Raw genomic sequence first — 18,017 nt, 5'->3', positions numbered from 1 at the left:
GGCGTACCGATTCTATGGCGACGGCACGCCTACCCGCGGCGGATCGCGCTGGTCAGCCGACTCGGACCGGCGTACGGGCAACGGGTCGACGGGTCCGTACGGTGTGCGGGCGGGGCACGGGTGCGGCCTGCACCTGTTGCAGCCCTTCCCGCTGTACGAAGATCGACCGTCGGTTGACGGCGTCGCCTGCGGCGTTGAGTTCGTAGCCGTCGAGCCAGAGCCAACCGTCGTACGTCGGCCAGTCGAGCACCCGGATCACCCGGAACATGATCGGCCTGAGGAACTGGACACTCGCCGCGCGAGTCACGTGCAGAACGTCACCGGAGCGGGGAAGCACATGGGCTCCTGGGGAGGGTAAGCCGGCGGGGTGCCGGCGGGTGACTGGTCTGGGATGATCTCGGCCCGGTGACGGGATCGCGCCTCGTGGACCGGATGGTGCTGGTGGTGGTCGGGCCGTACACGCTGGTGGCGTGCCGCCACCCGACCATCACCTGACTGCTGCCGGGAACCGCGCCCACCGCCGCAGTCAACTGGCTTGCAGCGGTGGGGTCATTACCCCGGCGCAGGTCCGGGTGTCGCTGGCCGGGCCCGCGTCCCATCCGGCTGTCCGGGGTCGGTGGGGTCACCACGCCCAGAGAGCGGACCGAAACGCTGAGTGATCCGAGCCATACGGACAGAGTGCATCAGCGACGTGCTTCATGCAAGTTGCACGTCGACTTTTGCCGATACGTGAGTTCGCCACGCAAAGCGGCGCTTGAAGCCATCCGCGTACGGACGGCACACTGAGGGCCGGTTTCGCCCGTCGCGGCCGGCCGATGACCGGCACCACCCCTCGTCGCGAACGCTCGCCGGTCGACGGTCGCGCCCCCGGCAGGCGGCAACCAGTGGCGCGGCGACCGGAGGTAGCCCGAGAGTGGGGTCGAGCAACCAGCGGCGAGGACCAGAAGTGCCGAGGCCGCGCGATGAGTGAACGGCGCAGCCCGACGATTCGACGGCGACGGCTCGGCGCGGAGTTGCGCCGGCAACGGGAGTCGGCCGGGATCACCATAGAAGTGGTGGCCGAGCAGTTGGAGTGCTCGGCGTCCAAGGTCTCCCGGATCGAGACGGGACACACCACGGCCACCCCGCGCGACGTGCGGGACATGCTGCGGATCTACGGCGTGGTCGGTGCCGAGAGCGACGAGCTCGTGCAGATCGCCCGCGAGGCACGGCAGAAGGGTTGGTGGCACCCGTACAGCACGGTGCTGGTCGGGGCGTACGTCGGGCTGGAGGCTGCGGCCAGCTCCATCCGGGCGTACGAACAGCAGGTCGTCCCCGGTCTGTTGGAGACCGAGGAGTACGCCGGTGCGATGATCCGCGCCGCCCGTCCGGACTTCACCGCCGATCAGGTACATCAAAGAGTGCGTGTCCGTCTCGGCCGTCAGTCGTTATTGACCCAGGACGATCCGGTCGATCTGTGGGTGGTGCTCGATGAGGCGGTGGTAAGTCGGCCGGTGGGCGGGGACGAGGTGATGCGCGGCCAACTCAGGCGGTTGGTCGAGGTGGCCGAGTTGCCGAACGTGACGCTCCAGATCCTCCCCTTCGAGGTGGGTGCGCACGCCGGCATGGACGGCACCTTCACGATCCTCAGCTTCCCCGAGCCCGGTGATCCGGATGTTGTGTACGCGGAGAACGCCACGGGTGGGCTTTTCCTCGAGAAGAGCGACGAACTGCAGAAGTACAGCTTCATCTTCGATCACATCCGCGCTGCGGCCATTCGTCCGGAGGAGTCCGTCGCACACATCGCAAAACTGGCAGAGGAGCCGAAATGGCGACCAAGAGGTTCCCCGTGGACCTGACGCAGGCGACGTGGTTCAAGAGCTCGAAGAGCGGGCCGAACTGCGACAACTGCGTAGAGGTGGCGTACGTGACCGGGGCAGTCGGCGTACGGGATTCGAAGGACAAGGCCGGCCCGGCCCTGGTCTTCGCTCCCGGTGACTGGCGGGCCTTCGTCGCCGGAGCCAGGGGTGGTGTGTTGGGCTCGGCCTGACCGAGTGGTCGATGAAGGTCCCCGTCCGGTCCGTGACCGGGCGGGGACCTTCCGTGTCCGCGCTTCGGCGAGCCGGGAGCGGCAACCGGGACGGCCGGGCGTGACGAGGTTCCGCCGGGATTCCCGTCGCCACAACGGGCCCGCCTCGTTGAACCCGTCGGTACGGCGTTGGTCGATGACGCGCCGCACCGATTCGCACCCGAGCGAGGTAGGCGAGACGGATGACGACGATCGGATCAGAGAACCTCACCAACGGTCCGGCCAAGCCGGAGCGGTTCGGTGGCAAGTACCGCGGGGCGCGCCGGGACACCGTACTGACCGAGGTGATCTCGGCCGACCAGGAGTTGGACGGGCGGGAGGTGTCGGGTGCGGAGCCGATGGATCCGCCGCTCTCGCTGCCGTCGCTGGACCCCAACCCGCTGGTCGAGCCGTCGTTCCCGCCGGACGGCTGGCCGATCGAGCCCACCAGCTCGCTGGCCGACCACCCACTGCTGCGTGGCCTGCTGATGGAGTTGCCGCCGAAGGGCAGCGTGCCGCCGCCCGGCTGGCTGGATCGCTGGTTCGAGGCGACCCGGGCGATCCTGGAACTCCTATACGTGCAGGGGGCCGGCCGCTCGCGCTGACCGCGCGGCCGTGGGCTGCGCCCGCTCGATGAGCCGACTGTGTCGCAGCGCGTGCCGGACACCGATGACGGCTACCGCGAGTGCTCCGACGGTGATCGCCGGGCCGGTCACCCCGGGCTCGGCGCCGAGGTCCGCGCCGGCTGCCGCGATCACGGCCGGCAGCGTCGCCAGGGCGGTGACCTGCAACGGCAACCCGACGAGCGGGTGTGCCGCAGCGGCACGCAGCCCGTGCGGGGCGGGCGTACCGGGTGCGGTGTCGAACGCGCCGGCCCCGGCCCGCAGCCGGCGGATCCGCCGTACGGAGCAGAGGACCACCACGAGCGCCGGGCCGGTGGTGAGGGTGAGCCCCGCGGCGGCCCGGTCGATCGGCGCGGTGCCGGCGCTCGACATGCCGCCGATGGACGCCGCCGCGAGCAGCGCCACGCCGGCCAGCGCGAGCGCCAGCAACCATCCGGTACGCCGACGGAGCGCACGCGCGTCCCGCAGCCGTGGCAGTCGGTCGGCCAGGACCCCGGCGGCCAGCCAGACGGCGGCAACCGGCAACAGGATGGTGAGCTGACTCTCCATGTCGGAGAGTCTTTCCCGTTGGGGAACGCAGCGAATCCGGGGCGGACCCCCGCTGCCCCCGGAAGCCCGGCCCGTAGGGGGCATCCCATCCGGGTGATGGACGTTTCGGCATGTTTATCTACCCGACCCCATCGACCTACCCTCACCTAGATCGGCGATTGTCGATCAGTGGTACCGGTGGTCGCGTCTCGACGCCGGTCGGAGGGAGGTAGGGAGATGGGTCTTCCACGCAGGTCCGCACTGGTCGGGGTGGCCACCGCGACCGTGCTGGCCGTCGGTGCCCCGGCTCTGGCCGCCGAGCCCGTCGGCGTCGTACGGGAGGCTGGTGGGGCAACCGCCGTACCGGACAGCTACATCGTCGTCCTCAAGGACGCAGCCGTGGCACCGAACCGGGTCGGCGACACCGCGCAACGGTTGACCGGCCGACACGGCGGAAAGATCGCCCGCACCTACGGCACGGCGCTGCGGGGCTTCGAAGTCACCGTCAGCGCGGCCGCGGCGGCACGGATCGCCGCCGACCCGGCCGTCGCGTACGTCGAGCAGAACCACACCGTGTCGATCTCCGGTACGCAGGCCAACCCGCCGTCCTGGGGCCTGGACCGCATCGACCAGCGCAACCTTCCGATGGACAGCTCCTACACCTACCCGAACACGGCGAGCAACGTGCACGCCTACATCATCGACACGGGCATCCGCTTCTCCCACAACGACTTCGGGGGCCGGGCCACCTCCGGCTACGACGCCGTGGACGGCGGGTCAGCGGACGACTGCAACGGGCACGGGACGCACGTCGCCGGCACCGTGGGCGGCTCGACGTACGGCGTGGCCAAGGGCGTCCAGTTGGTCGGCGTACGCGTGCTGAACTGCTCCGGCAGCGGGACCAACGCCGGTGTGATCGCCGGCGTCGACTGGGTCACCCAGAACGCGATCAAGCCGGCCGTGGCGAACATGAGCCTCGGCGGCGGGGCGAACAGCTCGCTGGACACCGCCGTCCGCAACTCGATCGCCTCCGGCGTGACCTACGGCCTCGCGGCCGGCAACGACAACGGCGCGAACGCCTGCAACGTCTCGCCGGCGCGCACCACGGAGGCGATCACGGTCGGCTCGACGACCAACTCCGACGCCCGCTCGTCGTTCTCCAACATCGGCACCTGCCTGGACATCTTCGCGCCCGGCTCGTCGATCACCTCGTCCTGGTACACGAGCAACACCGCGACCAACACGATCAGCGGCACCTCGATGGCCACGCCGCACGTGGTCGGGGCGGCGGCCCTGGTGGCGAGCGCCAACCCGAGCTGGACCCCGGCCCAGGTGCGCAACCAACTGGTGTCCAACGCCACGCCGAACGTGATCACCAATGCCGGCTCGGGCTCACCGAACCTGCTGCTCTACGTGGGTAGTGGCGGCACCACTCCGCCGCCCACCGGCTGCACCGGCACCAACGGCGCCGCCCTGACGATCCCGGACGCCGGCGCTGCGATCACCAGCCAGATCACCATCTCCGGCTGCGGCCGGAACGCCTCGTCGGCCTCCACCGTGGCGGTCAACATCGTCCACACCTACCGGGGCGACCTGGTGATCGACCTGCTCGCTCCAGACGGCAGTTCGTACCGGCTGAAGAACAGCAGCACCTCGGACAGCGCCGACAACGTGAACACCACGTACTCGGTCAACCTGTCCGGCGAAGCCGCGGACGGCACCTGGCGACTCCAGGTGCGCGACGTCTACTCGGCGGACACCGGCTACCTGAGCAGCTGGACCCTGACCGTCTGACCTGTTCCCCACCCAGGGACGAGGCCCCACCCGGAAGATCCCGGTGGGGCCTCGTGTCGTACCAGATCGGTTGTCAGACCGCGAAGGTCGCCGGCCGCTCGGTGGCCGGTGCCGGCGGGCGGGCCTTCCACAGACCGGTCTTCTGGCCGGCGAGCCGGGTCAGGTAGGCCGGGTTGAGGATCACGTAGCGGCGCCAGAGCCGCTTCGGCTCCAGACCGAGCCGCCAGAACCACTCCAGGCCGGCGCGCTGCATCCACGACGGAGGCTGGCGCAACAGCCCGGCGTGATAGTCGAACGCCGCGCCGACCGCCATCATCGGCATGTCCAGCAGCGGGCGCATCGCGTACGTGAAGACCTCCTGGCGCGGGCAGCCGAGCCCCACCAGGACGAGCCGGGCACCACTGGACCGGATTCGGTCGGCGATCTCGGCGTCCTCGCCCGGTTGGACCGCGCGGAACTTCGACGGCTCCACACCGGCGATCTTCAGAGCCGGGAACATCCGCTCCAACGCCGGGATCAGCTTGGCCAACGTCTCCTCGGTCGAGCCGTACAGGTAGACGGGCAGCCCCTCGTCCGCGAAGCGGGCGAGCACGTGCAGGGTCAGCGTCGGCCCGTAGACCCGGTCGGTGAGCCCGGCGTGGTGCAGCAGGTTGAGCGCCCAGCGCACCGGCTGTCCGTCCGGGGTGACCACGTCGAAGGAGTTCAGCCGGGCGTTGTGCGCCGGATCGAGCACCCCGGTCATCACACCGTGCACGGCCAGCGCGGTCAACGCGAGAGGCCGGCGCTCGTGCGCCGCGGCCACCACGGCGTCCGTCGCCGAGGCGTAGTCGGTGGCGTCGACGAGGACACCGAGGACGTTGCGTTTGGTCTGGCGAGTCATGCCTGCGGCACCCACTTGTCCACGTTGGCCTCGTAGATCTCCCGCAGGATCATCGGCACGTCGTACGTGATCTTCCAGTCCGGGTACTGCGCCTCGAACCGGGCCATGCTGCTCACGTACCACTGGTGGTCGCCGGTGCGGTTCTGCTCGACGTAGTTGATCTGCGCCTCGCGGCCGGTGATCTCCTCCGCGATCCGGAAGGCCTCGATGTGCGAGGTGTTGGAGTGCCGACCGCCGCCCAGGTTGTAGACCTCGGCCGAACGGGGCGCCCGGAAGAACGCCTCGAACGCGGTCAGCACGTCGTGCGAGTGGATCGCGTCGCGGACCATCTTGCCCTTGTAGCCGAACAGGTTGTAAGTCCGACCCTCCATCACGCAGCGCATCAGGTACGCCAGGAACCCGTGCAGCTCCGCGGCCGAGTGGGCCGGGCCGGTCAGGGTGCCGCCCCGGAAACAGGCGGTCTTCATGTCGAAGTAGCGGCCGTACTCCTGCACCATCACGTCCGCGGCCACCTTCGAGGCGCCGAAGACCGAGTGCAGCGAGTGGTCGATCGACATCTCCTCGGTGATGCCCTGGTACCAGCGGTGGTCCTCGGGCAGCTCGTACCGGGTCTCCAGCTCCAGCAGCGGCAGGCTGTTGGGCCGGTCGCCGTACACCTTGTTGGTGGAGCAGTGGATGAACGGTGCGTCGATCGCGTGCCGGCGGGTGTTCTCCAGGATGTTGAGGGTGCCACCGGCGTTCACGTCGAAGTCCGTGTACGGCTCCTTGGCCGCCCAGTCGTGGCTCGGCTGGGCCGCGCTGTGGATCACCACGGCGATGTCCGAGCCGTACTTCTTGAACACCTGCTCCAGGCCGTCCCGGTCCCGGATGTCCACCGCGAAGTGGGTGTACGAGTTACCGAGGTCACGGCCGAGCCGTTCCAGGCTCCACGAGGTGGAGCCGTCCTCACCGAAGAAGTACCGGCGCATGTCGTTGTCGATGCCGACGACGTCCAGACCGAGGCCGGCGAAGTGCCGGACCGCCTCGGAGCCGATCAGACCGCCCGACCCGGTCACCAACGCGACACTCACACGCCACTCCTGGTCCATCGGAGGCAGAAACCATCGGAGCATAGCGTGACGCCCGGCACGCCCCGATATGACGGAAGGGCCCCGCATCAAGCGGAGCCCTCGTCTTTTGGTGGGGATGGGGGGAGTTGAACCCCCACGCCCTTTCGGGCACACGGACCTGAACCGTGCGCGTCTGCCATTCCGCCACATCCCCGTGGCACGACCCGGGACACTGTAGCCGCCCCGGACCCGCTGTCTCCAACAGGCCCCGGGAATACTACGCTGTCCCAGACGCTCGCCACGAGCGGTTACCGTTCGTGGCGGACGAAAGATTAGCACGGTGGTCCCGGTCCTTCCGAACGGGCCGGGAGCAGGCGGCCGAGCGGCGTGTGAGCTGCGCGCGCGCCGGCCGGATACCATCATGTCCTCGGGACCCGAGGAGGAGCCGGTGAGCGTGCTGCAACGCTTCGAGAAGCGTCTGGAAGGCCTGGTCGAAGGGGCTTTCGCCAAGGTCTTCAAAGGGGTGGTCCACCCCGTGGAGATCCTCAACGCCATGCAGCGGGAGGCCGAGGCGCACAAGGCGATCCTGGCCGGTGGGCGCACGTTGGTGCCCAACCGCTACGTGATCGATCTCTCGCCGTTCGACCACAGTCGTCTGGCGCCGTACGCCGCCGCGCTGGCCCAGGAGTTGGCCCAGTCGCAGGCGGAGTTCATCGGCGAGCAGGCCTGGACGGTCTACGGCGACGTGATCGTGGAGATCGAGCGGGGCGAGGGCCTCGACACGGGAATGTTCCGGGTCACCGCCGAGGTCTACACCGGTGGCGAGGTCGCCCCGGTGTCGGCGCCCGGCTACGACGCCGGTCCGCCCGCGTACCCCGCGTACGACCAGGGTGGCGGCTACGGTCCGCCGCCCGGGCACGGTGGCGGTCGCAACGTGCGGCTGGTCTCCGGTGACGGACGCACCTACCCCCTCCAGATGGGGTCGACGGTGATCGGTCGCGGTGACCAGGCGAACCTGCGCCTGCCCGACGTCGGTATCTCCCGGCGACACGCCCGACTGGATTTCGACGGCGGCCAGGTTGTGCTGACCGATCTGGGTTCCACCAACGGCACCATGGTCAACGGGCAGCGGGTCTCCGCGGTCGCCCTGAACCCCGGTGACATGGTCCAGCTCGGCACCACGACGCTGACCTTCCGCGTGGACGGCTGAGCCGCCTTGCCGGCACTTGTCATCACCGTCGCCCGGTTCGGGTTCCTGATCCTGCTGTGGATCTTCGTATTCACGGTGGTCGGCGTGATCCGTCGGGATCTCTTCGCGGGAGCCCGGTCCGGTCGCCTGGTGGCGGCACCACGCGCGGTTGGCGCCTCGACGGGGCAGGCGGCCAAACCGGCGAAGGTGAAGCGGGGCAGGGCGGCCCACCAGCTGGTGGTCACCGCAGGTCAACTGGCCGGCACCCGCATCACCCTGGGCGAAGCGCAGATCACCATTGGTCGGGCCGAGGACTCCACCCTGGTCATCACCGACGACTACGCCTCCGCACGGCACGCGCGACTCGTGCCACGCGAGGGCCAGTGGTTCGTCGAGGATCTCGGCTCGACTAACGGCACGTACCTAGATCGCGCTAAGGTCACCGGACCAACCCCCGTACCCCTCGGCGTGCCGATCCGGATCGGCCGCACTTCCCTCGAATTACGGCCATGACTCTGACCCTGCGCTATGCGGCCCACAGCGACCGCGGTCTGATCCGTGACGGCAATCAAGACTCCGTCTACGCCGGGCCGCGGCTACTCGCCGTTGCCGACGGCATGGGCGGCATGGCCGCCGGTGACGTCGCCAGCAACATCGTCATCGGTGCCATGGCGCCGCTCGACGAGGATGTCCCAGGGGACGCCCTCGTCGACGCGTTGCGTTCGGCCGTCGGCACCGCCAACCAACAACTCCGCGACACGGTGGACGCCAACCCGCAGTTGGAGGGGATGGGCACCACGCTGACGGCGACCCTCTTCTCCGGCAGCAAGCTGGGGATGGTCCACATCGGCGACTCGCGGGCCTATCTCCTGCGCAACGGTGAGTTCGCCCAGATCACCAAGGACGACACGTACGTCCAGATGCTGGTCGACGAGGGCCGGATCAGCGCCGAGGAGGCCAGCAGCCACCCGCAGCGGTCGCTGCTGACCCGCGCGCTGGACGGCCGGGACATCGACCCGGAGTACTCGGTGCGTCAGGTGCTCCCCGGTGACCGGTACCTGATCTGTAGCGACGGCCTCTCCGGCGTGGTGAGCGCCGAGACCATCGGCGAGACCCTGCGGGAGTACACCGATCCGCAGCAGTGCGTCGAGCGGCTGGTGCAGCTCGCGCTGCGCGGCGGCGGCCCGGACAACATCACGGTGATCATCGCCGACGCCACCGACCACGACATCGTCGAGGCCACCCCGATCGTCGGCGGCGCCGCCGCCCGGGATCGCGGCATGGCCACCTCAGCGGACGAATCGACCCCGGCTGCCCGGGCCTCGGCGCTCTCCGCGCCGCGTCCCGCCGTGCCCGAGGAGCCGGCGGCCGCCGACGACGAGCCGGAGCGGCGCAAGCGTCGTCCGGTACGCACCACCGCCATGGCGCTTGCGCTCCTGGTGATCATCGGCGGTGGGCTCTTCGCCGGCTGGACGTACACCCAGCGCCAGTACTACGTGGGTGCCACCGAGGAGGGCCAGGTCGCCGTCTTCCGCGGCATCCAGGGGCAGATCGCCGGGATGGATCTGTCCACGGTGCACCGCACCAGTGGCACCCGCCTGGACGACCTCACCGTCGCCGCCCAGGACACGGTCAAGGTGGGCATCCGGGCCAAGAGTGAACCGGACGCCGAGCGTCAGCTCGCGGAGTTGACCAGCGACACCCCGAGCAACCCCAACCTGAAGCCGCTCTGCACGCCCGACACGGCGGTGCCGACCGGCACGCCCTCGCCCACTCCCCCCGCGAGCCCGACCGTGACGTCCCCGACGCCGGCCACCAGCCCGAGCGCGTCGGTAAACGGGGTCCTCAGCGCGAGCCCGACCATGGCGGCCACCGTAGGCGGGACCGATCCGACCACCGCACCCGACGCCACGCCCTCCGACTCGGCACCGCCGGCGCTCGACCCGGCCGGCTGCCGGTCTCCCGAGTGAGTGTCGACTGAGATCCCAAGGACTCCACCCGTGACCGTAGCGGCCACACCGGCATCCTCGCCCGCCACCACGGGCGGGGAGTCCGGCGTACGCCTGGCCCGGTCCCGACGCAACGCCGAGCTGTCCCTGCTGCTGCTGGCCATGGTGCTGGTGGCCGCGTACATGGCGACCGTCGAGGCGAACCTTCTGGACACGGTCACGCCGGATTTCTGGATGCCCGCCGCCGCGCTCGGCGCGGTCTTCCTCGGGCTGCACCTGGTCATCCGGTTCCTCGCCCCGTTCGCCGATCCGGCTCTGCTGCCGGCGGTGGCCCTGCTGAACGGCCTCGGCGTCGGTTTCCTGCGGCGGATCGACCTGGGCGACGCCGCCCCGGTCGACCGGGAGGATCTGGCCACCTTCGCCGGCATCGGCGGGCGGCAGCTCGCCTGGACGCTCGCCTCGGTGATCCTCGCCGCCGGCCTGCTCGCCATCATGCGCGACCACCGTTCGGTCTCCCGGTACGCGTACACCCTGGGGCTCGCCGGCATCGTGCTGGTGATGCTCCCGGCGGTGCTGCCGCGCAGCATGTCCGAGATCAACGGCGCCAAGCTGTGGATCCGGGTCGGCGGGTTCTCGCTCCAGCCGGGTGAGTTCGCCAAGCTGGCGCTGCTGGTCTTCTTCGCGTACTACCTCGTGCGCAAGCGTGAGGTGCTCTCGCTGGCCAGCCGGCGGTTCCTCGGTATCGACTTTCCGCGTGGGCGGGACCTCGGCCCGGTGGTCGTGGTCTGGCTGATCAGTCTCCTGGTGCTGGTCTTCGAGAAGGACCTCGGCACCTCGCTGCTGTACTTCGGCATGTTCGTGGTGACCCTCTACATCGCCACCGAACGGGTCAGTTGGCTGCTGATCGGTCTTCTCCTCTTCTTCGGTGGCGCCTATCTCGCGTACGTCCTCGGTTCGACGGTCGGCGGCCCGTTCGCCAACTTCTACCTGCGTGCCGAGATCTGGCTGGACCCGTTCGCCGACCCGACCGACAAGGGCTACCAGCTCGTCCAGGGTCTGCTCGCGCTCGGCACGGGTGGGCTCTTCGGCGCCGGGCCGGGCGGTGGTCAGCCGGACATCCTGCCCGAGGTGCAGAACGACTTCATCTTCGCCGGCATCGGTGAGGAGATCGGCCTCTTCGGTCTCTCCGCGCTGCTGGTGGTCTACCTGCTGATCGTGGAGCGGGGCCTGCGCGCCGCGCTGGCGGTCCGTGACTCGTTCGGCAAGCTGCTCGCCGGCGGTCTCGCCTTCACTCTGGGCCTCCAGGTCTTCGTGATCGTCGGCGGCATCAGCAAGCTGATTCCGCTGACCGGTCAGACCACTCCGTTCCTGTCCGCCGGTGGTTCGTCGCTGATGGCGAACTGGCTGCTCATCGCGGTCCTGTTGCGGGTCTCCGACGGGGCCCGGCGGCCGGTGACCGGTGGCGCCGGCAAGGCGGCCCGGCCCTCGGGCGGTCCGCCCGAGCAGTTGCACGGTGCTCCCACGGAGGTGATCAAGCCGTGAACGCACCCCTGCGCCGTGTCGGCGTCGTCGTCATGGTCCTGTTCGGTCTGCTCTTCGCGAACCTGAACTGGATCCAGGCGTACAAGGCCGACGAGTACCGCACCAGTGACTACAACGGTCGGGTCCAGGTCGCCGACTACAAGCGCAAGCGCGGCAACATCGAGGCTGGCGGCACCGCGTTGGCCACCAGCAAGGAGACCACCGGCAAGCTGAAGTTCCAGCGCACCTACCCGGGCAGCGCCAAGTACGCCCACGTGCTCGGCTACAAGCCGGTCAACCTGGCCGACACCGGCATCGAGCAGTTGGAGAACGACTTCCTGGCCGGCACCAGCGACCAGTTGATCGGCGACCGGTTCAAGGACATGTTCACCGGCGACGAGACCGCCGGCGGCAACGTGCTGCTCACGCTCTCGAAGCGGGCGCAGGACGTGGCGTACGACCAGATGCGCAACAACCAGGTGGATGCGAAGCGGGGCGCGGCGATCGCCATCGACCCGCGTACCGGTGCGGTGCAGGCCCTGGTGTCGATGCCCAGCTTCGACCCGAACCCGCTCGTCAGCCACGACACGGCCGCGGCGGCTGCGGAGATCAACAAGCTGGAGCAGAACCCGGACGGCCCGCTGAAGAACCGCGCCCTCTCCGAGACGCTGCCCCCGGGCTCCACCTTCAAGATCGTCGTTGCCGCGGCGGCGTTGGAGAACGGCGTCACCAAGTCGACCCCGATCCCGGCCGGGTCCAGCTACACGCCGCCCACCTCGGGCACCCCGATCCGTAACGCCGTACCGTCGATCTGCCCGGAGCCGCAGGTCACCCTGCAGGAGGCGGTCATCGAGTCCTGCAACACGGGCTTCGCGCAGCTCGGCGTGCGACTCGGCGCGGACAAGGTCAAGGAGAAGGCCCGCCAGTTCGGCTTCGAGCAGGACGACCTGACCGTCGGCCAGCTCGGCGAGGAGGGCGGTCTCCGGACGGCGGCCAGCCGGACCGGCGACATGCTGAACCCGGACGGCGGCACCGACCCGGCCGCGCTGGCCCAGTCCTCGATCGGTCAGAACAACGTCCGGATGACCCCGTTGCAGGGCGCGATGATCGCGGGGGCGGTCGCCAACGGCGGCAGCCAGATGCGGCCGTACCTGGTCCGGCAGCTCCTCGCACCGGACCGGACCACCAGCTACTACACCGCGAAGGCACGGGAGCTCCGCCAGCCCGTCGAGCCGCAGGTCGCCTCCGACCTGCGCGACATGATGGTCGGCGTCGTCCAGAAGGGCACCGGCCAGAAGGCGGCGATCAGCGGTTACGCGGTCGGCGGCAAGACGGGCACGGCGCAGTCCGCGCCGGACCGCCCCGACCACGGCTGGTTCATCGGCTTCGCCCTGGACAAGAACGGCAACCCGGTCTCGGCCGTGTGCGTCGTACTGGAACAGGCCGGCAGCGGTGGCAGCTCCGAAGCGGCCCGGATCGGTGGCCAGATCATGCGGGCCGCCATCGCCGACCCCGGGGGCCGCTGACATGCTCAGCCCCGGCGTCCAGCTCGGCAACCGCTACCGTCTCGACGAGCGGATCGCCAGCGGCGGCATGGGCGACGTCTGGCGCGGCACCGACCAGGTGCTCGGCCGGACGGTCGCGGTGAAGAGCCTGCTCCCCGCGCTGCTCGACGACCCGGACTTCGCCGAGCGGTTCCGCGGCGAGGCCCGGACGATGGCCACCATCAACCATCCCGGTGTCGTCGACGTCTACGACTTCGGCAACGACCAGCAGATCGCGTTCCTGGTCATGGAGTACGTCGAGGGCGACGCCCTTTCGTCCACGCTGAGCCGGGTCGGCCGGCTCACGCCGGCCCGGACGATGGCCCTCGTCGCGCAGGCTGCGGACGCGCTGCACGCCGCGCACGAGAAGGGCATCGTGCACCGCGACGTGAAGCCGGGCAATCTGCTGGTCCGGCCGAACGGCACGCTCGTGCTGACCGACTTCGGCATCGCCCGCTCCGACATCGTCGGGCAGCTCACCGCCGCCGGCTCGGTGCTCGGCACCGCCTCGTACATCTCGCCGGAGCAGGCCACCGGACAGGTGGCCACTCCGGCGTCCGACGTGTACGCGCTCGGCGTGGTCGCCTACCAGTGCCTCGCCGGACGGCGGCCGTTCGAGGGCGACAACCCGCTCGACATCGCCATGCGACACGTCCGGGAGACGCCCCGGCCGCTGCCCAACGACATCCCGCCGCAGGTCCGGGCGGTCGTCGAGCGGGCGCTGGCCAAGGACCCGGCCGCCCGGTGGCCGAGCGCCGCCGCCCTCGCCGCGGTCGCCCGGCAGCTCAAGGCCGCGTTGTCCCAGCAGGCCCGGGCCGGCGGTCACTCCGCGCCGATCTCCGGGGCACCGTCCTCGCCCGCCGCGCCCGGCCGGGCCCAGGTCCCGCAGGCACAGCAGTTCCGCCCGCCGGGCGCGCCGCATCGACAGTCGCCCGTCGGGCAGCGGCCCACCACGATCGCGCCGGCCGCGCAGCCCCGCCCCACGGCGGTCGCGCCGGCCGTACCGCACGCCCGACCGCCGGTCGCCCAGGGTGGCTATCCGCGCGGTGCCGCAGCGGTGCCGCCGGCACAGACCCGGCAGGAACAACCACCGGCGTACGCCCGGCAGGCCGGACCGGCCCCCGAGCCCAGCCGGTCCCGGCCCGGGATGGTGCTCCTCGCCATCCTGGTGGCCTTACTGGTCCTGCTCTGCTCCGGCGTGATTTCCTACAACCTGCGCAAGCAGTCGCAGAACGGTGCGTCCGAGGCGCCGGCTTCACAGACCGTGACGTCCGGCGCGCTGCGGCTCGACGGACGCGACGATGCGACCCGGACGTCGTACCGTCGTGAGGGACGATTCCGGCCGGGTGACGGCGGGACGACGACGAGCGAAGGACGACAGACGCGATGACAGCGCAGGCCCGCCTGCTCGGTGGCAGGTACCAGGTCGGCGAGCTGCTCGGCTACGGCGGCATGGCCGAGGTGCACCGCGGTCGCGACCTCCGGCTCGGTCGGGACGTCGCGATCAAGATGCTCCGCACCGACCTCGCCCGGGACGCGACGTTCCAGATGCGCTTCCGCCGGGAGGCACAGAACGCCGCCTCGCTCAACCACCCGGCGATCGTGGCGGTCTACGACACCGGCGAGGAGACCGCCCCGACCGGCGAGACGTTGCCCTTCATCGTCATGGAGTTCGTCAACGGACGGACGTTGAAGGAGGTCCTCGGCGCCGAGGGCCGGTTGCAGCCCCGCCGTGCGTTGGAGATCTGCGCCGACATGTGCGCGGCGTTGGAGTTCAGCCACCGGCACGGCATCATCCACCGGGACATCAAACCGGGCAACGTCATGCTCACCCAGACCGGCCAGGTCAAGGTGATGGACTTCGGCATCGCCCGGGCGCTGGCCAGTGGCGCGACCACCATGACGCAGACCAGCGCGGTCATCGGCACGGCCCAGTACCTGTCACCCGAGCAGGCGCGCGGTGAGGCCGTGGACGCCCGCTCCGACGTGTACGCGGCCGGCTGTGTCCTCTTCGAGCTGGTCTGTGGGCATCCGCCGTTCGTCGGCGACAGCCCGGTCAGCGTCGCGTACCAGCATGTACGGGAGACGCCGCCGACCCCGAGCGACATCAACCCGGACGTGACGCCGGCGGTCGACGCGATCGTGCTGAAGGCGCTCTCCAAGAACCCGCTCAACCGCTACCAGAGCGCCGGCGAGATGCGGGCCGACCTGCTCCGCGCCGCCGCCGGCCGACCGGTGCTGGCCACTCCGGTGCTGCGCGAGGCGGAGACGGTGGCGATGGCACCGGCCGGGGGCGCTGGCGGCTACCCGCCCGCCACCGGACCGCAGACCCGGCAGATCCCGGCACGGGTGGGCGATCCGCGCCAGCGTAAGGCGTCCTCCTGGTTGATCGCCCTGTTCAGCGCGGTCGGCGTGCTGGCGGTGATCGCTCTGGTCGCCGCGCTGCTCTGGAGTCAGCAGGACGACAAGGATCTGAAGTCGGTGCCCACCCTCGCGGGCAAGACGCGTGACGCGGCGGTCACCGAGATCCGTAACGCGGGCTTCAACCCGGTGGTGGGCGACCCTGTCCTGGCCAACGACTGTACGAAGGGCACTGTCGCCAAGCAGGACCCCGCGGCGGGCGCCCGGCTGAAGCAGGCGAGCAACGTGACCGTCCAGATCTGTGACGGCAAGCCCGACGCCAAGATCCCCCCGGGTCTGGTCAACTCGCAGTTCGACAACGTCAAGCCCCAGCTCGAAGCACTGGGGCTGGTCGTCAAGGAGAAGCCGGTCGACAACCCCGCGCAGAAGGGCATCGTCGTCAAGGTCAGCCCGCCCTCGGGGACCACCGTCCCCCAGGACAGCGAGGTGACCGTCGAGGTCTCGCGCGGCAACGTCGACAAGGTGCCCAACGTCGTCAACTCCACCAAGGACGACGCCGCCGCCGAACTCCGCGCGGCTGGCTACGTGGTCGCATTCCGCGACGGCGACGAGGTCCCGGCCGCCGAGGCTGGCCGGGTACAGAAGCAGAACCCGAAGGGCGGCACTGACCTGGCGCAGGGCAAGACGGTGACCATCGACATCGGTGTCCCGGAAGAGGTCGAGGAGACGCCGACTCCGTCGGGGACGCCGACGCCGACGCCGAGTGGCACGCCGACGCCTGGCGGCGGTGGCGGCTCCGGCCAGCCGATCTTCCCGCCGCCGGTCCGCCTCTCCGGGGAGTAGCGGTCCGCATCGGGGTGCGGGGCCTTCGGGCCTCCACCGGCGACCGCCCACCAGCGGCGGGCCACTGGCGACGACGGCTGCGGCGCGCGGCGACCCTGGGCGTGGTCGTGGTGGTGCTGAGCAGTGTCCCGTGGTCGTGGACGACGATCGGCGCACGGGGGCACACCCACGACGCGGCCGACGCGCCCGCCGCCGACGTCGTGATCGTCCTGGGCACCGCGGCGGCAGCGGACGGGAAGCAACCGAGCGACAGGCTCGTCGGCCGTCTGGACACCGCCGCCGAGCTGGTACGTACCGGACGGGCGCGGGTGGTGCTCGTCTCCGGCGATGGCGCGGGCACCTCCGGCGATGAGCCGACGGTGATGACGGCGTACCTGACCGAGCGACTCGGTGTCGACCCGCGACGGGTGGTGGCGGACCCGTTCGGCCTGGACACGTACGACAGCTGCGTCCGCGCCCGGGACGTGTACGGCGTCCAACGCGCGCTGATCGTGACGCAGTCCTACCACCTGTCCCGGGCGGTGACGCTCTGCCGGCACCTCGGCCTCGACGTCGACGGGGTCTCCGCTCGATGCGACGGATGCGGCTCCGTCATGCTCGCCGGCAAGGCGGTCCGGGACTACCTCGCCAGCGGCAAGGCAGCCTGGGACGCGTTCCGGGACCGGCCACCTGCGGTCCGATCATCGGTGAACCCCGCCGTGCGGGATGCCCTGGGAAGCTGACCGGCCGATGCCGACCTCTACGCGTTGGCGAAGGCGGCGAGTCGCCGGGCGTCCACCTCGGCGGCCAGCGCGGGGGCGCGCTCCAGCGCCTCGGTGTGACCGCAACTCGCCAGCCAGTTGGCGAGCATCAGGTGACCGCCCTCGGTGAGCACCGACTCCGGGTGGAACTGCACACCCTCGATGGGCAGCGTCCGGTGCCGCATCGCCATCACCACCCCGGAGCCGGTCCAGCCGGTCACCTCCAGCTCGTCGGGCAGCGTCTCGGGGAGTACGGCCAGCGAGTGGTAGCGGGTGGCGGTGAACGGGTCGGGCAGGCCGGCGAGGACACCGACGGAGTGGTGCCGTACCTCGGACGTCTTGCCGTGCAGCAACTCGGGAGCCCGCGTCACGGTTGCCCCGAACGCCTCCCCGATGGCCTGGTGGCCGAGACAGACGCCGAAGATCGGCAGCTTGCCCGCGTACTCCCGGATGACGTCCAGGCAGATACCGGCCCGATCCGGGCTGCCCGGCCCGGGTGAGAGCAGAACACCCCCAACGTCGAGCCGGCCGACCTCGGCGACGTCGATCTCGTCGTTGCGGCGTACGTCGCAGTCCACACCGAGCTGGCCCAGGTACTGCACTAGGTTGAAGACGAACGAGTCGTAGTTGTCGATCACCAGGACGCGCATCGTCACCTGCTCGTGGAGGACGGCTCGGGGTTGTTCCGTTCCGTGTCGTACGGCAGGTCGTGCTCGTCGCCGCCCGGGGTCTCCCCGGTCACCGCGTCTCCACCGCCCGGCTCGCCGGGTTCTCCGGGAACGCCGGAGTCCTGGGTGACCTGCACGTCGTCGAAGGGCAGCAGGGGCTCGGCCCACGGGAAGGCCACGTACCAGAGCAGGGCCACCGTAGCGACGGCGAGCAGCACCGAACCGGTGAGCTTGCCGGCCAGTCCGAACGGGAGCTTGCGCCAGATGAACGCGTACATCGC

At 70.4% G+C, this 18,017-nt stretch carries 18 protein-coding genes and 1 tRNA gene; 12 read left to right on the top strand and 7 right to left on the bottom strand.

The features are described from left to right. Nucleotides 1-52: 52 nt before the first annotated feature. Nucleotides 53-337, bottom strand: coding sequence for a hypothetical protein (locus ABZU91_RS20955; protein ID WP_355242798.1), 285 nt, complete (start codon nt 335-337; stop codon nt 53-55). A 625-nt stretch (nt 338-962) separates the two neighbouring features. Between ABZU91_RS20955 and ABZU91_RS20950 the strand changes: the two genes are divergently transcribed. The 3 genes from ABZU91_RS20950 to ABZU91_RS20940 all read left to right on the top strand — a co-directional run bounded on the left by ABZU91_RS20950 (nt 963) and on the right by ABZU91_RS20940 (nt 2,652). Then, a complete protein-coding gene (locus ABZU91_RS20950) occupies nt 963-1,838 on the top strand; it encodes a helix-turn-helix transcriptional regulator (RefSeq protein WP_234584497.1) in 876 nt (291 codons plus the stop codon). Then, a complete protein-coding gene (locus ABZU91_RS20945) occupies nt 1,808-2,029 on the top strand; it encodes a DUF397 domain-containing protein (protein WP_355048523.1) in 222 nt (73 codons plus the stop codon). Before ABZU91_RS20950 ends, ABZU91_RS20945 begins: the two co-directional genes overlap by 31 nt. Before the next feature lie 221 nt (nt 2,030-2,250). Then, nucleotides 2,251-2,652 carry a hypothetical protein gene (locus ABZU91_RS20940; protein ID WP_355242794.1) on the top strand — a complete coding sequence of 134 codons (402 nt, stop codon included), beginning with the start codon at nt 2,251-2,253 and terminating at the stop codon, nt 2,650-2,652. On the opposite strand, the gene ABZU91_RS20935 is transcribed toward ABZU91_RS20940, so the two are convergent. Beyond that, the gene (locus tag ABZU91_RS20935; RefSeq protein WP_355242791.1) at nt 2,620-3,219 is read right to left on the bottom strand and encodes a hypothetical protein; all 600 of its coding nucleotides are present in this window, start codon (nt 3,217-3,219) and stop codon (nt 2,620-2,622) included. The two genes, ABZU91_RS20940 and ABZU91_RS20935, sit on opposite strands and share 33 nt — an antisense overlap. Nucleotides 3,220-3,435: 216 nt before the next feature. Here ABZU91_RS20935 and ABZU91_RS20930 point away from each other — a divergent pair, with 216 nt between their 5' ends. After that, complete coding sequence (locus ABZU91_RS20930) at nt 3,436-4,992, top strand: S8 family serine peptidase (protein ID WP_355242788.1); 1,557 nt, start codon at nt 3,436-3,438, stop codon at nt 4,990-4,992. A 73-nt stretch (nt 4,993-5,065) separates the two neighbouring features. Here the strand turns inward: ABZU91_RS20930 and ABZU91_RS20925 are convergent, their stop codons facing one another. The 3 genes from ABZU91_RS20925 to ABZU91_RS20915 form a co-directional block, all read right to left on the bottom strand. After that, nucleotides 5,066-5,872, bottom strand: coding sequence for a WecB/TagA/CpsF family glycosyltransferase (locus ABZU91_RS20925; protein WP_355242785.1), 807 nt, complete (start codon nt 5,870-5,872; stop codon nt 5,066-5,068). Then, complete coding sequence (locus ABZU91_RS20920; protein ID WP_355242782.1) at nt 5,869-6,984, bottom strand: NAD-dependent epimerase/dehydratase family protein; 1,116 nt, start codon at nt 6,982-6,984, stop codon at nt 5,869-5,871. The genes ABZU91_RS20925 and ABZU91_RS20920 overlap by 4 nt, the downstream gene beginning before the upstream one ends. A 65-nt stretch (nt 6,985-7,049) precedes the next feature. Next, nucleotides 7,050-7,135 (bottom strand) — tRNA-Leu (locus tag ABZU91_RS20915). 207 nt (nt 7,136-7,342) lie between these two features. On the opposite strand from ABZU91_RS20915, the gene ABZU91_RS20910 reads away from it, so the two are divergent. Genes ABZU91_RS20910 through ABZU91_RS20875 form a run of 8 tightly spaced genes read left to right on the top strand, consistent with a single transcriptional unit; the run spans nt 7,343 to nt 17,050 of the window. Continuing rightward, a complete protein-coding gene (locus tag ABZU91_RS20910) occupies nt 7,343-8,131 on the top strand; it encodes a DUF3662 and FHA domain-containing protein (protein ID WP_007454122.1) in 789 nt (262 codons plus the stop codon). 6 nt (nt 8,132-8,137) lie between these two features. Next, the gene (locus ABZU91_RS20905; RefSeq protein WP_007454124.1) at nt 8,138-8,623 is read left to right on the top strand and encodes an FHA domain-containing protein; all 486 of its coding nucleotides are present in this window, start codon (nt 8,138-8,140) and stop codon (nt 8,621-8,623) included. Next, nucleotides 8,620-10,080, top strand: a complete 1,461-nt coding sequence (locus ABZU91_RS20900; protein ID WP_355242778.1) for a protein phosphatase 2C domain-containing protein — start codon at nt 8,620-8,622, stop codon at nt 10,078-10,080. Before ABZU91_RS20905 ends, ABZU91_RS20900 begins: the two co-directional genes overlap by 4 nt. A gap of 30 nt (nt 10,081-10,110) precedes the next feature. Continuing rightward, the gene (locus ABZU91_RS20895; RefSeq protein ID WP_355242775.1) at nt 10,111-11,601 is read left to right on the top strand and encodes an FtsW/RodA/SpoVE family cell cycle protein; all 1,491 of its coding nucleotides are present in this window, start codon (nt 10,111-10,113) and stop codon (nt 11,599-11,601) included. Then, the gene (locus ABZU91_RS20890) at nt 11,598-13,106 is read left to right on the top strand and encodes a penicillin-binding protein 2 (protein ID WP_355242772.1); all 1,509 of its coding nucleotides are present in this window, start codon (nt 11,598-11,600) and stop codon (nt 13,104-13,106) included. Before ABZU91_RS20895 ends, ABZU91_RS20890 begins: the two co-directional genes overlap by 4 nt. Before the next feature lies 1 nt (nt 13,107). After that, nucleotides 13,108-14,514: a protein kinase gene (locus tag ABZU91_RS20885; protein ID WP_355242769.1), complete on the top strand. Its 1,407-nt coding sequence runs from the start codon at nt 13,108-13,110 to the stop codon at nt 14,512-14,514. Continuing rightward, a complete protein-coding gene (pknB, locus tag ABZU91_RS20880) occupies nt 14,511-16,328 on the top strand; it encodes a Stk1 family PASTA domain-containing Ser/Thr kinase (RefSeq protein WP_355242766.1) in 1,818 nt (605 codons plus the stop codon). Before ABZU91_RS20885 ends, pknB begins: the two co-directional genes overlap by 4 nt. A 14-nt stretch (nt 16,329-16,342) precedes the next feature. Continuing rightward, a complete protein-coding gene (locus ABZU91_RS20875) occupies nt 16,343-17,050 on the top strand; it encodes an ElyC/SanA/YdcF family protein (RefSeq protein ID WP_355242763.1) in 708 nt (235 codons plus the stop codon). A gap of 17 nt (nt 17,051-17,067) precedes the next feature. Here the strand turns inward: ABZU91_RS20875 and ABZU91_RS20870 are convergent, their stop codons facing one another. Both ABZU91_RS20870 and ABZU91_RS20865 read right to left on the bottom strand, forming a co-directional pair. Beyond that, nucleotides 17,068-17,718, bottom strand: coding sequence for an aminodeoxychorismate/anthranilate synthase component II (locus ABZU91_RS20870; protein WP_355242760.1), 651 nt, complete (start codon nt 17,716-17,718; stop codon nt 17,068-17,070). 2 nt (nt 17,719-17,720) lie between these two features. Further along, nucleotides 17,721-18,014 (bottom strand): hypothetical protein, encoded by a 294-nt coding sequence (locus ABZU91_RS20865; protein ID WP_355242757.1) that lies wholly within the window; start codon nt 18,012-18,014, stop codon nt 17,721-17,723. Nucleotides 18,015-18,017: the final 3 nt, after the last annotated feature.

It is taken from the genome of Micromonospora sp. NPDC005174 (assembly GCF_040608495.1).
GTDB lineage: Bacteria > Actinomycetota > Actinomycetes > Mycobacteriales > Micromonosporaceae > Micromonospora.
The sequence above is the reverse complement of the archived record's forward strand: the minus strand, read 5'-3'. Positions and strand labels throughout refer to the sequence as shown.

What these genes read in the sequence shown, in the direction of transcription:
- ABZU91_RS20930 (WP_355242788.1), top strand. Translation starts at nt 3,436, where the DNA reads ATGGGTCTTCCACGCAGGTCCGCACTGGTCGGGGTGGCCACCGCGACC.
- ABZU91_RS20950 (WP_234584497.1), top strand. Translation starts at nt 963, where the DNA reads ATGAGTGAACGGCGCAGCCCGACGATTCGACGGCGACGGCTCGGCGCG.
- ABZU91_RS20945 (WP_355048523.1), top strand. Translation starts at nt 1,808, where the DNA reads ATGGCGACCAAGAGGTTCCCCGTGGACCTGACGCAGGCGACGTGGTTC.
- ABZU91_RS20865 (WP_355242757.1), bottom strand. Translation starts at nt 18,014, where the DNA reads ATGTACGCGTTCATCTGGCGCAAGCTCCCGTTCGGACTGGCCGGCAAG.
- ABZU91_RS20910 (WP_007454122.1), top strand. Translation starts at nt 7,343, where the DNA reads ATGTCCTCGGGACCCGAGGAGGAGCCGGTGAGCGTGCTGCAACGCTTC.
- pknB (WP_355242766.1), top strand. Translation starts at nt 14,511, where the DNA reads ATGACAGCGCAGGCCCGCCTGCTCGGTGGCAGGTACCAGGTCGGCGAG.
- ABZU91_RS20900 (WP_355242778.1), top strand. Translation starts at nt 8,620, where the DNA reads ATGACTCTGACCCTGCGCTATGCGGCCCACAGCGACCGCGGTCTGATC.
- ABZU91_RS20940 (WP_355242794.1), top strand. Translation starts at nt 2,251, where the DNA reads ATGACGACGATCGGATCAGAGAACCTCACCAACGGTCCGGCCAAGCCG.
- ABZU91_RS20925 (WP_355242785.1), bottom strand. Translation starts at nt 5,872, where the DNA reads ATGACTCGCCAGACCAAACGCAACGTCCTCGGTGTCCTCGTCGACGCC.
- ABZU91_RS20870 (WP_355242760.1), bottom strand. Translation starts at nt 17,718, where the DNA reads ATGCGCGTCCTGGTGATCGACAACTACGACTCGTTCGTCTTCAACCTA.
- ABZU91_RS20885 (WP_355242769.1), top strand. Translation starts at nt 13,108, where the DNA reads ATGCTCAGCCCCGGCGTCCAGCTCGGCAACCGCTACCGTCTCGACGAG.
- ABZU91_RS20935 (WP_355242791.1), bottom strand. Translation starts at nt 3,219, where the DNA reads ATGGAGAGTCAGCTCACCATCCTGTTGCCGGTTGCCGCCGTCTGGCTG.
- ABZU91_RS20920 (WP_355242782.1), bottom strand. Translation starts at nt 6,984, where the DNA reads ATGCTCCGATGGTTTCTGCCTCCGATGGACCAGGAGTGGCGTGTGAGT.